The sequence below is a fragment of the [Clostridium] clostridioforme AGR2157 genome (assembly GCF_000424325.1).
In the GTDB taxonomy this organism is placed as follows: Bacteria; Bacillota; Clostridia; order Lachnospirales; family Lachnospiraceae; genus Enterocloster; species Enterocloster clostridioformis_A.
In genome coordinates this window covers 26,565-42,800 of the sequence record NZ_AUJR01000010.1, presented here as the reverse complement: position 1 = coordinate 42,800, position 16,236 = coordinate 26,565, and the positions used below count along the sequence as shown (strand labels likewise).

Sequence of the window (16,236 nt, the reverse complement as noted above, 5' to 3'; positions counted from 1 at the left end):
ATAATCCTGAGCCAATCCCGCTTGAAATCCGCTTGTATCCCGCTTGAAACCCGCCTGTAACCCGCTTGATTCATACATAACTCACTGCATGAACCGCCCGATATCCTGCTGCCAGTTCCTGTCCCTGTATTCAATCACAAGGTCCCGGAATGCCTCCGCAATAGGAGAGAGACGTATGTTCTTACTATATACCATATAAAAAGTCCGTTTCTTCTCCAGGCCGTCTATCTTAAAGTACTTAATCCGGTGGGTTCCTTCTTTTTCCCCGGCAGCCATCCTGGACAGGATGGAGATTCCCAGGCCTCCGGCCACTGCCTGTTTGATAGCCTCGGTACTGTTCATCCGGGCAATCACATCCACGTTTTTAAACACAGGTACACCGTGAATTTCCGCCTTTTCCATCTCCTGTTTTGTACCTGATCCCTCCTCCCGAAGGATGAAGGTCTCATGTTCAAAGTCCCGGAAGCTCACCGTACTCCCCTTCTTCCACCGGGAATACTTCTCCGTATCCGGCACAATGAGCACCAGCTCATCCATAAAGACAGGCTCATATACCAGACTGTTATGCATCTTATAGCCTGTGAGTCCAATCTCGCCCTTCTGGCTCATAACATCTTCAATCACTGTCTTGCTGTCCGACTGCTCCACATAAAAACGGATTTTCGGGCATTTGGCGTGAAACTCCCCTATGAGCCGGGGCAGATAGTACTGACCCGGAATGCTGGATGCATATACATCCAGAACACCGTCCATTGCCTCGCATTGGGCCTGTACCGTGGCCAGCGCCTGCGACCTGGTATGGAGCATGTCAATGGCATAGGGATAAAGCAACTCTCCCTGCTTTGTCAGGGTTATCTCCCTTCCTGTACGGTTCACAAGGGTTGTCCCCAGCTCATTCTCCAGGTTATTGATATGGGCGCTGATGGTGGGCTGGGTCAGAAAGGCGGCGTCCGCTGCCTTTGAAAAACTTTTGTACTTTACCGCATTTACGAATGCTTCTAATTGTCTGAATTCCATATCCGCCTACCTCGACTTCTGGACAAGGATACGCACATCGTCCTGTTTCCGTGTTATCTTTTGCTGGTCGCAGTACTCCAGGAACAAAACAGCATACTTCCTGGAGGTTCCCAGCAGATCCCTGTAATCTCCCAGTGAAATGGTTGGATGGTCCTCAAAGTATTTCTTAAGAAGCCCCATGGCCTTTTCCCAATTGTCCCTGTGAATCATGGCACCAGGATTTATCTTTACCAATGCGCCCTTCTTTACCAAATCATTCACAATCTGTTTCGCCAGTTTCTTATCCTTAAACTTGTTAATCACATCGTCTGTGGCCGGTATCTCATACCCTGCCATCAAGTAGGTATCCTCAATCTCCTTTAACATTCCCTTTATTTCATGGGAATATTCAGCATTAAATCCGGCTGCTGCAATCGCACTGCCTATGGTAACCGTAATGCTGCGCTTTATCATCTCATTTAAAAGGACATCTGCTCTCTTAGACTCCTGAATCCTGAAATTATCCAGTATACGGCTTTTAAATTCTTCCTTCTCCATTCCGTCGGAAATAGGATTCTCCTTGTGGAACTGATTCAGAAGCTCTGTACCGTATTGGGTAATTTCATTCCAGTAATATTTATGAATATAGCTGCCATCGCTGAGACGGATAGCCTTCTTCCCCTTGACCAGGACCTCCAGCTGATCCTCTGTCTCCTGATTTGTCCAGTTGAGCTTGGCAGCCAGTATCTTAGGAACAGGGAAGTACCGGCTCTCCTCCTTAAGCTCCAGTTCCAGGACCTCTAAATCAGTGCCCAGCTCCTTTATATGAAGGCTGTCAATGACTTCCTCATGATTCCTCTTATGCTTTAACGCCTCTGCCTCCAGCACGATGCCTCCGCCAAAGGTAATGGTGGGAGAATAGAAACGGATGATGAACCTGTCATTCCTCCTCACGGCCACAGGCTCGTCAAACCGGAACTGCACGTAGGCCTCCTCACCCGCGGACAGCACATCCTTATCAAGCAGCACTGCCTTGCATATGGCCTGGGCCGACCCATAGTTGATGTGGACTCTGTCCCCGTTTCTCAGTTCTCTGTCCGTGGAAGAGAACAACTGCACCTTAGCGTCTATGAACTGGCTTTTCAAAAGAGAATCCTGGGCAGCCAGAACCTCTCCCCTGTTAATCTCGTCCTTCTTGATGTTGACCAGATTCAGGGCCGTTCTCTGACCGGCATACGCCATGTCCACCCTGTGACCGTGGGTCTGTATCTCCCTGATTTTGACGGTTCTCTCGGTGGGATAGAGCTCTACCTCCTGCCCCACCTGACAGCAGCCCTCCAATAGGGTTCCCGTGACAACTGTGCCGAATCCTTCCATAGTAAATACACGGTCTATGGGCAGACGGAACAATTCCTTCTCCTGGCGCCTGCCGCCTGCCGCCCTTACCTTATCCACTATCATCTGTTTTAACACATCAATATTTTTTCCGGTATAGGCGGATACCTGGATGCGGTCGGCCTTTTCCATGAAGGTCCCCTTGACCAGGTTGTCCACGTCATCATTTACAAGCTCGGCCCAGTCCTCATCCACCAAATCGGCCTTGGTAAACACCACAATGCCCTGCTTGATATGGAGCATCTTAAGAATCTCAAAATGCTCTACAGTCTGAGGCATGACGCCCTCATCCAGGGCAATGACCAGAAGCACCATGTCGATACCGCCAATACCCGCCAGCATGTTCTTCACGAACTTCTCGTGGCCCGGAACATCGATGATTCCAATATGGATTCCGGCGTCATTGGGCAGGTTGGCAAATCCCAGCTCAATGGTAATTCCCCTTTTCTGCTCCTCCTTCAGCCTGTCCGTATCCGTCCCTGTAAGGGCCTTTATGAGACATGTCTTGCCGTGGTCCACATGACCGGCTGTTCCCACTATCACATTTTGCATATCATCACCCCTCAACCTGTCTGCTGTCCATTGCGATAAACGCCGCTACAATATATTCAAACTCATCTTCCCTGATGGTCCTCACATCCAGATATACCTGGTTGTGGGTAATCCTTACAATAATTGGAATTTCTTCCTTGCGAAGCAGGCGCTCAATTTTCTCCGGCGCCAATGTCCTGCCCTGAATGGCCGCCGCATATCCGTCCAGAAGCACGGTGGGAGCGGAACCGCCGCCTACCTGGTCCTTACACGCCTCCACCTCCACGGTAAAGTTATGGGTCGCCCTGCGGATGTCCCCGGCCAGCCTCTCCGCCTTGTCCTTAAGCTCTCCGGCCGGCGTGGTTATCATGTTCAGTACCGGTATGGTCTTTTTGGCCTGGCGGATATCCGAATACTCAAAGAAGGTAGCCTCCATGGCCGCCAGTGTCATCTTGCCCACCCGGAATGCCCTTGCCAGAGGATGGGCCTTCATTTTATCAATGTACTCTTTCTTTCCTGCTATGATACCGCCCTGGGGTCCGCCTAACAGCTTGTCCCCGCTGAACAGAATCACATCTATGCCGGTCTTTAAGGCGTCCAGAACAGTGGGCTCGTCCACCCCATAGTCTGTCAGGTCGGCCATGAGGCCGCTTCCCATATCGTAGATAACCGGAAGATTTAATTTCTTACCCAGCTCCACCATCTCAGGCAGTTCCACCTCCTGGGTGAATCCCAGTATCCTGTAATTACTCGTGTGAACCTTCATCAGGGCACCGGTCTCACCTTCATGGTAGGCATTCAGATAGTCCGAGGGCTTAGTCTTGTTTGTGGTTCCCACATCCATCAGCTTGGCGCCGCTCTGTTCCATGATTTCCGGCACCCGGAAGGAACCGCCGATTTCCACCAGCTCACCTCTGGAGACAATGACCTCCTTGTCCTTTGCAAGGGCAGAGAGACAGAGCATGGTTGCCGCCGCGTTGTTGTTGACCACCATGGCGGCTTCCGCCCCCGTAATCTTGGTCAGGATTCTCTCCACATGGTCATGGCGGGACCCTCTGGAGCCGCGCTTCACATCATATTCCAGATTGGTATAGTTCCTGGCTACGTCCATGATGCTCTCGCATGCCTTGTCCGACAGATTTGCCCTTCCCAGGTTCGTGTGAAGCACCACCCCTGTTGCATTGATGACGCGCCGCAGGCTCTTTTTCTTCTTGCCTGTAATGCGGGCCACGATTTCTGTCATCAGTGTTTCCTTGGTCCCCACCTGATTCCTCCTGCCTTCCAGGATGTCCTTCCTAAGCTCCTGGGTGACTTCCCTGACCGAGTCCACAATCACTGCTCTGGGCGTACTTTCCGTAAAAAAAAAGAGACGCTCATCCTGCAGCACCTCGTCTATTTTCGGAATCTTTCGGAGTAACTCTCTTCTATCTTCCATCATATATTACCTCCACTACAGATATGGTTTAAACGGAGGAGGTGGGAATCGAACCCACCCAGAGGGCTCTTAACCCCCCACAACGGTTTTGAAGACCGCGAGGCACACCAGCAACCTATCTGCCTCCATATCTTTTGGATAGCATTTAACTTTAATATACTATCATGTATTCAATTGTATGTCAATCCGTAACTTCCGGAAAAGTTATCGCGAAAACTTAAGCTTTTTTTATTCTCCGCCCCGCGAAATCGTTGTTTCACGGGCACGGAAAATATATAACTTATGAATGAATGGCTTTATTTATGATATCAGGCCCGGACGGCCTGACCGGCATATACTTAGCTGACGTATCCTGCTGCCTTCAGAATCTCATGTGCCTTATCCTTGTTGGCATCGGACATCAGTACGATGGGACCTGTGCATCCCATGCCGCTCTCAGCATAGATACCGGCTTTCCACAGCGCCTTAACAGCGTCTTCCAGGTCCATTACCTCGATACCCGGAATCTGTGAAGTAACCACTTCCTTGGGAGGCATCTTCACTTCCCCGGATGCTGCGCCTGCGTCCTTCTTGCCGGCGGACTTCAGCTCGTTGATGATATCCTTAAGTCCGGCCTTGTTTGCCTTCTCAAATTCTTCATCAGCAATCCTCTTCCAGTCATGACGAATCAGATTGTCGGCATACTCCATGGCTCCTGCAATCACAGGCGCGCCGGAAGCACGTGACACGATCATGATAAGACGGTCATATCCCTCGCCCACGCCAGGACCGTAACCGAATCCTAAAGACTCATAATTACCGCCTGTGGTGTAGGATGAGAACACCTTCATCATCAGGTTGCCTGTCAGGGAATCCATGACCATAATATCAGGAGTTCCTCCTAACAGGTCATTTCCTCTCATGACAATACCGCCGTCAGCCCTTACGGACTCTGCGAAGTTAATATCATAGCCGTTCTCAGCCAGCTTGAGAAGTGCCTTTTCTGTCTGGCGTGCGCCGTCAATGTTGGCAATGCCTACGGTTGGGTTCTCCACACCGTCAGCCTTTGCCGCAATGATTCCATAGATTGCATTCTTAACCATGCCGCTGATACGGTCTGTGTCAGACGTACCTGTGGTGGTGGCAATATACATAGTTTTTCCCTTGCCTGGGGTGACAACCTTTCCGACTGTGGACACACCGATGGGAAATGGATAGTGCATGGTAACGGCGCCGTCAATCTCGCCGGAATCCAGCATCTCTTCCATCTTCTTATGAAGGTCTTCCCCCTTGATAAGGACAGCCTTAAGTCCCTTCATCTCGGCAATCCTCATGGCTTCTTCTATATTATCCTGGCCATGTTCGCTGCCTTCTGAGGCGAAGCCGATAACCGGCTTTTTGCCATATTGTCCTGTTTCAAGAGCATCGGCCACCTCAAGAAAAGTATTAGCAATCATAGCTTTTATTTTCTTATCAGACATAACTTATTTCCTTTCTCTCGGTGAAAATTATTCCTCTTCGCCCATCAGACCCTCAGCAAACGCTCTCATGGCCTGGCCAATCATAGCCTTTACCTTGCTCTCATCTACGCCGCCGCTCTCCTTTGAAGCAGAACCATCGTTGGCCTGAACCACGAAGGATACGCCGTCGAACAGATTGGTCATTCTTCCAAGGAATAAGCTTCCCTTACCGATAATCATGGCTCGCTTTGTCTCGCCGGCCAGAATTTCGTCTCTCAGAAGTCCAAGATAAGGAACGCCTGAAGGAATATGTCCCTGGGTTGGAGCCCAGCCGGTCATACCATGCTCCTTAACGAAATCTGCAATCTCATTACGCTGTAATTCGCCCCTCTTAACGCCAAGGGCAGCAATCATCTTGTAGTTAGCTTCAGGAACATCGCCTGCGCCTGCCGGCTTGGTGATGTCTGGGTTCTGCATCTCAGGAGAGTACTTGTCGATATCCACAATCTTTAAACCAGCCTCGTCCAGAGGGTTGGTTACCAGGGAAGATATAACGTTCTGAGGAGCGGATCCTGTTCCGACTGTGTGGCGTCCTACGATGTCAGTTCTGATCTGTGGGCTTACGCCGTCGTCAGCACTTACTAATACGGAGAATCCTGCGATAGCGTCTTCCAGAATCGGAAGTCCCTTCTTCACATGGTCCTTGCCGTTCATACCTAATTTAGCGGTACAGCCGCCTGCTGTAACCACAACGTTCTTGAATGTTCCTGCCTTTACCAGGGCAGCTGCATGAAGCATTGCATGAGCTGGTCCTGCACAGAAGCCTCTTACGTCAGAACCGGTTGCATTCACAAATCCGGCAACCTCAGCTGCTGCCTTTGCAAAGTTGCCGCCGCCTCTCTGGTTCATATCGCCGCAGGCTTCCTCACAGCAGTCAACAACATAATCTATATCATCGGGATTAACTCCTGCCTTTTTTACTAAGTTAAGTAAGGATAATACGTTAGAAGCCTTTGTTACCAGGTTCTCTAACATAACGTGTGCGGATAAGTTAACATCCACGTCATGAGCTCTCTTAACAGCGCCAACCAGTACATTGTTGTAGTACAGCGGCTCTGCATGCTCATCATTTACCAGGGCAGCGATTTCTTCCTGTGTTGTCTCGCTGTTCTTATCAAGGATTGCTACATGCTCGTCTGTGAACATGTGATGTGCATCCAGCTTTGCCTTAACGTCAGCTGCAAATCCCTTTTCCAGTTTAACCAAATCAAATACGTCGCAGATCTGAATCAGTCCGTAGAACTCATCCTCAGGCATGATCTCGCCGTACTTGCCGTCCTTGCTGGCCCCATCCATTAATTTATCATACCATGGGAATCCAACCTCAGCCATTTTCTGTGGCTTTTCATTGCCAATATATACCTGGTTCGGCATATAGCTAACGGCATCCTCAAAACTTCTCAAGTGGCTCGGAAGTTCCCTCAAATATTCTGACTCAGGATTAACAATCATCTCTGTTGTCTGTGTTGTACCATTGTGAATAACCATATCAGGTGTAATCGCCAATGTATAGCTGGCGCCCTTTAAAACTGCATAACCGTTCATTCCTTCACCTCACCATAATTTATGACATCTAGTACTGCGTTGCGCAAGTCTCAGTCCGCGGCTGCCTTCGAGCCGCCGCTTAAAAGTATGTATCATACTGGAACTTGCGCAATGCAGTACTAGCATAGTTGTGCAATAAAAACCCCTATATTGCATAAACCCCCCCGGAAACCCCATGAAGAGCCTCCAGGGGAATTACATTTTATATAACCGTTCTGAACGGCTACATTTTAATTATAAATATTTGCAATACTGCTCTCTGATGGAAGTCATCTCATTCGCGATGTCATCAACGTCCATAACCATCTCCATCATACTGACCTGATCGTCATAAACGCTGCTGTCAACCTCATCTTTGATCTCGTTCTCACAAACATGGAATACACTTAGTCCCAACTGGACTCCTGCTAGCGGACCTGCATAAGTAGGATCTCCTGCTGTAACGGTTTCTGCAGCTAAACCAGCTGCCTCACCCTCTGCTGCTCCAAGAACAACTACAATGTTCTCTGGGCCGTACTGCTCAGCTAAATCCTTAACTCTCTTCTGATTCTCCAGATCCATAGCACCAGCGGCCGTTCAGACGAAGCACTCAGTTGAAGAATATACAACTTCAGCGCCTGCGGTCTTTACGCATTCTTCTATGGCTGGTCCCGGAATACCGTCACGGTCTCCGATGATAATGACTTTTTTGTCTTTCAAAATTGCCATATCCGTTTTCCTCCTTGTTTTATTTTTAGTATCTGATTTAGCTGCCGGGCATACGCCCGGCGCTGTAATATAGACAAACGTCAGTATTGACGGTTGCTAGTAAAATAATGCGGTTTTCTGGAGATAAATTATAAGTTGGCCTCAATCATAGCCTTGATGTTCTCAACCGTTGCATCGTCCTTAACGCACTCTGCAATCTTTACGCCGCCCTTGTAGATAGCGATAACAGGAAGACCAAGAATCTTCTGTCCGATTGCCAGACGGCGTGCCTTGGTGGTGTTTAATGAGGTGAATTTAATCTTATCGCCGTAATCACCCTCCATAGCATGGATATGCGGCATAAGAGCTGCACATGGTACACATCCGTCGCCATAGAAGTCAACCAGTACTGTGCCTTCAGCCTTCAATACTTCTTCTTCAAAATTGTCCTTGGTTAAATCTACCATTGGTATTACCTTCCTTTCTCAAATATGAATCATTTATTTCTGCTCTGCCAGATATTTCTCAACCTGCATGGAAGCGATTGCTCCGTCTGCAGCAGCAGTAACAACCTGTCTCAAGCTCTTTACGCGGATATCGCCTACTGCGTACACGCCTTCCACATTGGTATGCATGTCTTCGTCGGTCTTGATATAGCCGTGGTCCATCTCTAACTTGCCTTCGAACAGTTCGCTTCTTGGGTTGTATCCAATGAAGCCGAATACGCCGAACAGGCCGTCGTCCTCGTCTGCATCAATTCTTGTAAGCTCACCTGTCTTAACATTCTTAACAGTCATGCCGGAAAGGACGCCGTCTCCGTGGAGCTCTTCCACAACTGTATCCCACATGAAGAACAGCTTAGGATTCTTGAACGCGCGCTCCTGGATGGATTTAGCTGCGCGCAGTTCGTCACGGCGATGGATGACAGTAACCTTTCTTGCGAACTTTGTCAGGTACATGGCTTCCTCAACAGCAGAGTCGCCGCCGCCGACTACAAATACTTCCAGATCCTCGAAGAAGGAAGCATCGCAGGTTGCGCAGTAGGAAACGCCCTTGCCCATGAACTCACCCTCGCCCTTGCAGCCGATTGGCCTTGGGAAAGCGCCGGTAGCGATAATCAGGGTACGTGCCTTATAAGTTCCGTTGCTGCCAACCAGTGTCTTTACCGGGCCTTCGATATCAACGCTGACAATGGTATCACATACACGCTCAGCACCGAACTTCTCCACCTGCTTGGTCATTCTTTCAATCAGGGAAGGACCGCTCTCGCCGTCCACCATCTGTCCGGGATAGTTCTCAATCTCGTCTGTGATGGCAATCTGTCCGCCGTCTTTTCCTTTTTCAATGAGCAGCGTGTCCAGACGCGCTCTTCCCGCATAGATTCCGGCTGCAAGTCCGCCAGGACCTGCACCCAGAATAATGACATCATAAATCTTGTCCATCAGAATATCTCCTTACACATCAATTTTCAGGTTTACTCAAATACAGTCTGCTCTGTAACCGGGGTCTCCAGTGCTGTCAGAGCCTTTGTCAGTATATGTCTCCTGATTTCCTTCTCTTCTTCCATGGTCAATGCAGGATTGCCAAGAGGATGAGGAATAGCGATAGCAGGAACAATACGGTTAGCTCCTACTGTCAGTGAAATCGGAACTACAGTTGCAATATGAACTACAGGGATTCCTGCTCTTTCAATTTCTTTTACCATCGTTGCACCGCAACGTGTACAGGTACCTCAAGTAGAGGTCAGAATGACCGCGTCTACCCCGTCATTCCTCAGCTCCTGTGCGAACTCTGCAGCGAATCTCTTAGCGTTAGCTACGGATGTACCGTTGCCAACTGTAGTATAGAAATATCTGTGCAGGCTGCCGATTTTTCCTTCTTTTTCAAATTCTCTTAAAACGTCAACAGGAAGGACTCTGTCTGCGTCTTCGTTTGCATATACCGGGTCGTATCCGCCGTGAGCAGTCTCATATGTGGCCTCTGTCAGGTCCATGACACCGTCTATGTCATACTTGCCGTACTTGGAAGCACTGGAAGACTCGATATGGTCCGGATTGCCCTTTGGTACAATACCGCCGGAGGTAACCAAAGCGATTTTTGCATGAGCCATATCCTTAACAGCCGGATTAGGATCTACCCTGTCGAAATCAGGCATTGGGAACTCGGTTGTGAATTCCTTGCCGGCCAGTTTCTTAACCAGCATCTCAACAGCTCTCCGGGAGCCTCTCTTGTCCTCGAAGAAGTTGACACGGATGCCGTTTGGCATATAGCCCTCTTCCTTGGAGGAACCAAGCTTCTCACCCTTGGCAAGCTTAATTACCAGAGGAGCCATGGTAGCAACAGCACTTCTCATGCCGGCTGCGCTGTTCCTGGTCTCAACGATATATACTTTTGTCTTGTACATATCAGCGCCCGGGTTTTCTTTGTACATACCTGTCAGGACCGGAAGGTTTAATTCTTCTTTAACTGCCAGTGCAACGGTACCGCAGGCAACGCCGTAACGTCCTGCATTAAATGCCGGTCCGCAGATAACTGCGTCTGGCTTCTGGCTGCTGATCATATCCAGAATGGTCTTCTTAGCAGCTTCAACGTTCTCGTTGAAATAGGAGTCGCCGCAGATAACGGTAGCTACGATTTCTGCCTCATCTCCAAATGCCTGGTTGAACGCCATACCAGGGCCTACAATGCCTTCTCTTAATTCCGGCTGGTAATCAGCCTTTTCCTCGCCGCCGATGTTAGCGAAGAACTGGTTAATATAATGAACAATTCTTAACTTTGACATCTTATCCTCCTATCTGGCACTTAATTTATTGAAGCCCATCTCGTTTGTTGCTCCTGTGATTACCTGAAGCTCAGCAACAATGGAGCCGTCTTCATGTAAGCTTCCGTCGAATCCGCCTGCAATGATATCAGCTACCTCAGGATAGCCGATTACTTTGTCCATTGCCGGTAAATTGATAACCATGTTTGCGTTTCCGCCTGTAACAACCGCATTGGCACTTGCATCTGCATCTGCCAGGGACTGGGAAGCTCCGTCGCGTCCTGCGTACTCATCGGTGATGATAACAGTCTTAACGCCTTTTCCTTCAATCTTCTTGCAGTTCATGATAAGGTCAGTATCCGGGTTACCGAAGCCCTCCTGGGAAACGATAGCGCCGTCAACGCCTAAGAACTCGCAAAGCTTGGATGTCCAGTCAGAAGAACGCATCTTGTCGGCAAGGTATACGTTCTCGTTGGTGATGATGACACCTACAAAGTTCAGGGTCTTTCCGTGCTGTTCAAATAAGTCTGCGACAACAGGGTTATTAAGGTGGTGATAGGTTGTGTTCTTGTCGCACGCAGATACGCAGTTACCGCTTAAAACAGCGCCGTCCATTAATTCGGTCGGGTTTAAGATGGTTGGCAAGGACTGTTTCATATCTACGCCGTATACATATGTATCATGCATCAGGCCCTGGCTCTGAAGCATAAGTACGTAAGCTACTCTTGGAAGTTCCGGATATTTCTCAATTCCCTCTTTAACGGAGCATGACTCATAAACCTTAATCTCATCAGGCTCTGCGTCCTTAGCCAGCCTGCCGATGTAATCAGCAGCCTTAAGACCTGCGAATCTGACAGCCTTCTCATGAGCATGCTTTGCAAGTCCGTCGATTGGCTCGCATACAACAACCAGGTTGTTTAACTGGGAGAATGGTGTGTACTTGGCTCCCTCGCCGCACATGTCGATGATACCTTCCTGGAAGCCAACAATCTTACCTGTGGTAACAACCGCGGAACCTTTTAATACGTTGGTCCTTCCGCTTCCCACTGTCTCCACCTTGGAAATAACGCCTGGGAATAAGTTTCCACCTCCGTTAACTTTTACACGTGGCTCGATCACGTCTTTTACCGGCATGATACGGACACTCTCTCCTGGTTTTGCAATCTCCAGCTCAACAGACTTCAGGTTCTCATCTTCCAACAAAAGTGCCTTTAACTCTTCTGCATTAACATAAATAGTTCCGTTTTCCACTTTTGATTCCGATGCAAACTGAATGTCGTTAATCTGAACGAACCCCAACTCAAGTTTCATCTAATCACTCCTCCTTGTATATTATTTTTTTTACAGCTCCTTCAATCAAAGATAAATCCACGTCCCTGAAGTCTTCCAGTATATTTTCCGGCCAATCAGGAGTCCGTCTGTACTTCATGAATTTCTCACAGGACTGGATACTGTTCTCCATCACCATCTCAAACTGGTAAAATTCTTCTTTTTCAACCTCAGAGTCGGAAATTATGATTGTTTTGTAAGGAATCTGGTTAGGCTTCAGGCTCCCTGCCATAGGATGGGTTTCCAGGCGATAACCTTTATGCATATAGTTTCTCACCTTGATTAACACATCAATGTAGGTACCATTTTCCAGGAAGTCCACTTTTAATTTGTCCTGATACCTGTCTCTGCACTTCACATTGTTTGTAACTACGATGTACATGATGTTTCACCCTTTGAATCTTTCTTATTTGTTAGGCATAGGATTCCATTCCACATAATAATAGAGCAATTATCGTGCCAACTTTTTCTAAAGCGGGGTCTTTTTTATTATTTAACCTTTTAACCAACGGAAATTCATTTTTTCTATTGCTTTTCCGTCCTATATAGGTTTTCTATATTGTCTATTTTGTCATTCTTTTAACTTCTGACTTTTTTTAATTTCCTTTTTTTATGAACTATTTTTCTTGATAGTGAAATAAATTTCAGTTATAATAGGGGGCAGGAAGGGATTATTTTTGTTTTTGGCTTCCACTTTTCCCTTCTTTCACAATTTTTATGTTAAATTTTTCTCAAATTTATGCATAATTAATAAATTTCAAAAACCAAGTACAGGAGACACGCTTATGGACGAAAACGATATGAAAAAAAAGTTTTTTTTCAACACAAAATCCCCTGCCTACCGGAGGGCATTGGAAGACTGTGAACGTGTGGCAGCATCCAATGTAAACGTCCTCCTTATCGGTGAATCTGGTTCCGGCAAGGATGTGGCTGCACAGTACATCCACGCATGCAGCCGCCGTTCCGACATGCCGCTCATAGCGGTCAACTGTAATGCCTATACAGAATCCCTTCTGGAAGCAGAACTGTTCGGCCATGAGCAGGGCGCGTTTACAGGCGCCATCAAGGCAAGGGCCGGTAAGTTTGAGCTGGCTGACAAGGGCACCCTGTTCTTAGATGAGGTGGGCGACATCAACCTGACTACCCAGGTAAAGCTGCTGAGGGCCATCGAGACAAAGAGAATCGAGCGAATCGGCGGCAACAACAGCAAGCAGCTGGATTTCCGGCTGATAACCGCCACCAACCGCGACCTGGTGGCCAAGGTACGCAACACAACCTTCCGTGAGGATTTCTTTTACCGTATCAGCACCATTGTCATCCGTATCCCCGCCCTCAAGGAGAGGAAGGAGGACCTGGTGGACATGATTCACTTCTTCCTGGAGGAATCCCAGCGGGTGAACCAAATCAGAATCGACAGCATCGACGAGAAAGCCTGGGATTTCCTTATTAATTATGATTATCCGGGCAACATCAGGGAGCTGAAAAACCATGTGGACCGGATGGTGGTCCTCTCCAAGAACCATGTCATCACCACGGAAGGCATCCCCATTCTCTATAACCTGAAGACAACGGATGACGACAGTCCTTCCAGCTCCTTCACCCAGGCCGGCATCGTGCCCTGGCGGGAATTTAAGCGCCGCAGCGAGAAGGAGTACCTGCAGTGGGTATTGAACCAAATGGGATGGAATATATCAGCCACTGCCTATAAGCTGGGAATCAGCGCCAGGCAGCTGTTTAATAAGATTAATGAATATAATCTGGAGAATCCCCAGACCGGAAAGCTCCAGAAGCCGGTGCACAGTATCTGAGACTGACGCCCCCTTCTGTTAATAGAACATTGGTGAGCCCGGTCCCAAAGGCAGGCCCAGCAGATACCATACAGAGAACATGATAATCCATCCAATCAGGAATGCCAGGGAATATGGCAGCATGGTGGAGATAACGCTTCCGATTCCCGCCTTCTTGTCGTATTTCTGGAAGAAAGCAACAGTCAGTACAAAGAAGGGCATCAGCGGCGCGATGATGTTGGTACTGGAATCGCCAATACGGTAAGCAGCCTGTGTCAGCTCCGGGGACAGGCCCAGACGCATGAACATGGGGACAAAAATCGGAGCCATGATAGCCCATTTCGCAGAGTCAACCGCAATGAAGATATTGATAAATGCTGTCAGCACAATAAAGCATATGATTAACGGAAGCCCTACAAATCCCACTGACTGCAGGAAGTTGGCTCCGGATACGGAAATGATGGTACCCAGGTTGGAATAGTTAAAGCATGCTGTAAACTGTGCCGCAAAGAAAATCAGTACCATAAAGCTGGAAAGGCCTGCGATTGTGTTGTTCATCAGGGCGACCAAATCCTTGTCATTCTTAACCGTGCCCGCGCCGATACCATAGGCAAGACCTGGAAGCAGGAACAGCAGCATCATGAAGAAAATGATTCCGCTCATGAACGGGGATGTGAGGAACGCATGTGTCTCAGGATTTCTTAAAAGCCCGTTGGAAGGAACCACCAGAACAGCCATGAACAGCACATATGCCAGAGCGGTAATACCTGCCCAGCGCATGCCTCGCTTCTCGTTCTCAGCAATATCCTGCACTGCTTCAGACGCATCCGGCACATAGGGTGCAAGGCGCGGTTCAACCAGCTTGTCCGTAACAATGGTTCCGATGATGGTAATCAGGAATGTGGAAGCCATCATGAAATACCAGTTACAAACAGGAAGGACCGTATATCCCGGGTCAATCATCTGTGCTGCCTGAGTGGACATTCCGGCAAACATGGGGTCATTGGTACCAATTAACAGGTTAGCGCTCCATCCTCCGGACACGCCTGCAAACGCAGCTGCAAGGCCGGCGATTGGATGGCGTCCAAAAGCCATGAACAGGATTGCTCCAAGGGGAACCAGTACAACATAGCCGGTGGAAGAGGCTATATTGGACATAATTCCCAGAAATACAACCACAGCGGTTACAAATGTCTTTGGCGTAGAAGCGGCAACTTTGCGCAGCAGTGCGGACATGAAGCCGGTTCCGTCCGCAACGCCCACACCAATCATGATTGTGAATACGGTGCCCAGCGCAAAGAATCCGGTGAAATTGGACACAACGGTTGTCACCATGTGGCGGACACTATCAGGGGCCAGAAGGTTTACTGCCTGTACTGTCTTCTGTGAAATCCCGCCGCTGGTGCTGTCCAGGAAATCATAAGTTACGGATACGCCAAGAGCGGCGCAGATAGCGGACAGGATAATCACAATACCTGTCAGTATAAGGAAGATGGTGACCGGATTAGGCAGACCGTTTCCCACACGTTCCACTGTGTCCAATGCCCGGACGATAAACCCTTTTTTAGACTTTTCTTTTGTCATAACTTTTTCTACCTCCATTGTTATACAACCTGATTGCCATAGGCATTGTCAGCGGAATCCCCTTTTTACCCCTTCCCCGCAAATCCTCTCAATCTCCTGCACAATCTCCCTAAGACAATCCTCCAGCACCACATTTTCATACTGCCTTGTTATATTACTCTGCTCCAGATGGCTGGGGCTGAAATCCTCCTCATCTGCCAGGAAACGCCTGCACATTTCCTTATACTTAGGCACGGTCTGCTGCTGCTCCCGTTCCAGAGCCCGCCGCAGCCTCAATCCATCCTCTACATGAATATAGATTGGGACAAGGGCTTCCTCTCCATAATAAGCACTCATCTTCCCGTAGGATTCCAGAGTACCCATAATCAGATAATTGCCTGTTTTCAAATCAATCTGTCCATCGTCCGCTGTAAAATAACTCCACGGGCCGTATACCGTGTCATACGTCCGGCACTCAATCAAAATCCCATCCTTCCTGCACTGGTCCAGATAAGAACGGTCCACAAAAAAATACTCCACCCCATTTTGTTCCCCGTCCCGTATAGGTCTGGTGGTATACATGGTAACAGTCTTAAGTTCCGGCATCCTGCTGTGGAGTCTCTTATATATGGTATCTTTTCCAGAGGCACTCTTGCCCATGACATAAAATATTTTTCCCATGATTCACTCTGCACTTTCTTATCTCAT

The 16,236-nt window shown here is 48.5% G+C and carries 14 protein-coding genes and 1 tRNA gene; 1 reads left to right on the top strand and 14 read right to left on the bottom strand.

The window, feature by feature from the left end:
- Positions 1 to 81: 81 nt before the first annotated feature.
- From G614_RS0106080 to G614_RS0106020, 12 genes are all read right to left on the bottom strand, one after another.
- Positions 82 to 1,017, bottom strand: coding sequence for a selenium metabolism-associated LysR family transcriptional regulator (locus G614_RS0106080; RefSeq protein WP_027641237.1), 936 nt, complete (start codon positions 1,015 to 1,017; stop codon positions 82 to 84).
- Positions 1,018 to 1,023: 6 nt separating this feature from the next.
- Complete coding sequence (selB, locus tag G614_RS0106075) at positions 1,024 to 2,943, bottom strand: selenocysteine-specific translation elongation factor (RefSeq protein ID WP_027641236.1); 1,920 nt, start codon at positions 2,941 to 2,943, stop codon at positions 1,024 to 1,026.
- A gap of 4 nt (positions 2,944 to 2,947) precedes the next feature.
- Positions 2,948 to 4,360 (bottom strand): L-seryl-tRNA(Sec) selenium transferase, encoded by a 1,413-nt coding sequence (selA, locus tag G614_RS0106070; RefSeq protein WP_027641235.1) that lies wholly within the window; start codon positions 4,358 to 4,360, stop codon positions 2,948 to 2,950.
- Between the two features lie 30 nt (positions 4,361 to 4,390).
- A tRNA-Sec gene (locus G614_RS31115) sits at positions 4,391 to 4,484 on the bottom strand.
- 211 nt (positions 4,485 to 4,695) lie between these two features.
- On the bottom strand, positions 4,696 to 5,817 hold the full coding sequence (gene grdD / locus G614_RS0106065; RefSeq protein ID WP_027641234.1) for a glycine/sarcosine/betaine reductase complex component C subunit alpha: 1,122 nt from the start codon (positions 5,815 to 5,817) through the stop codon (positions 4,696 to 4,698).
- Between the two features lie 27 nt (positions 5,818 to 5,844).
- A complete protein-coding gene (gene grdC, locus G614_RS0106060; protein ID WP_027641233.1) occupies positions 5,845 to 7,401 on the bottom strand; it encodes a glycine/sarcosine/betaine reductase complex component C subunit beta in 1,557 nt (518 codons plus the stop codon).
- A 234-nt stretch (positions 7,402 to 7,635) separates the two neighbouring features.
- Positions 7,636 to 8,109 carry a glycine/sarcosine/betaine reductase complex selenoprotein A gene (grdA, locus tag G614_RS0106055; RefSeq protein ID WP_080664477.1) on the bottom strand — a complete coding sequence of 158 codons (474 nt, stop codon included), beginning with the start codon at positions 8,107 to 8,109 and terminating at the stop codon, positions 7,636 to 7,638.
- Positions 8,110 to 8,237: 128 nt separating this feature from the next.
- Entirely contained in the window at positions 8,238 to 8,555 is a 318-nt protein-coding gene (trxA, locus tag G614_RS0106045) for a thioredoxin TrxA (protein WP_027641231.1), read from the bottom strand.
- Positions 8,556 to 8,588: 33 nt separating this feature from the next.
- Positions 8,589 to 9,530: a thioredoxin-disulfide reductase gene (trxB, locus tag G614_RS0106040; RefSeq protein ID WP_027641230.1), complete on the bottom strand. Its 942-nt coding sequence runs from the start codon at positions 9,528 to 9,530 to the stop codon at positions 8,589 to 8,591.
- A gap of 32 nt (positions 9,531 to 9,562) precedes the next feature.
- Positions 9,563 to 10,870 (bottom strand): glycine reductase complex selenoprotein B, encoded by a 1,308-nt coding sequence (grdB, locus tag G614_RS0106030; protein WP_080664476.1) that lies wholly within the window; start codon positions 10,868 to 10,870, stop codon positions 9,563 to 9,565.
- 9 nt (positions 10,871 to 10,879) lie between these two features.
- A complete protein-coding gene (locus G614_RS0106025; RefSeq protein WP_027641228.1) occupies positions 10,880 to 12,160 on the bottom strand; it encodes a glycine/sarcosine/betaine reductase component B subunit in 1,281 nt (426 codons plus the stop codon).
- 4 nt (positions 12,161 to 12,164) lie between these two features.
- Positions 12,165 to 12,560, bottom strand: a complete 396-nt coding sequence (locus tag G614_RS0106020; RefSeq protein ID WP_027641227.1) for a GrdX family protein — start codon at positions 12,558 to 12,560, stop codon at positions 12,165 to 12,167.
- A gap of 403 nt (positions 12,561 to 12,963) precedes the next feature.
- Here G614_RS0106020 and G614_RS0106015 point away from each other — a divergent pair, with 403 nt between their 5' ends.
- Positions 12,964 to 13,986 carry a sigma-54 interaction domain-containing protein gene (locus G614_RS0106015; protein ID WP_027641226.1) on the top strand — a complete coding sequence of 341 codons (1,023 nt, stop codon included), beginning with the start codon at positions 12,964 to 12,966 and terminating at the stop codon, positions 13,984 to 13,986.
- Between the two features lie 18 nt (positions 13,987 to 14,004).
- On the opposite strand, the gene G614_RS0106010 is transcribed toward G614_RS0106015, so the two are convergent.
- A complete protein-coding gene (locus tag G614_RS0106010) occupies positions 14,005 to 15,549 on the bottom strand; it encodes an AbgT family transporter (RefSeq protein WP_027641225.1) in 1,545 nt (514 codons plus the stop codon).
- Between the two features lie 48 nt (positions 15,550 to 15,597).
- Complete coding sequence (locus G614_RS0106005) at positions 15,598 to 16,209, bottom strand: guanylate kinase (protein WP_027641224.1); 612 nt, start codon at positions 16,207 to 16,209, stop codon at positions 15,598 to 15,600.
- Positions 16,210 to 16,236 lie beyond the last annotated feature (27 nt).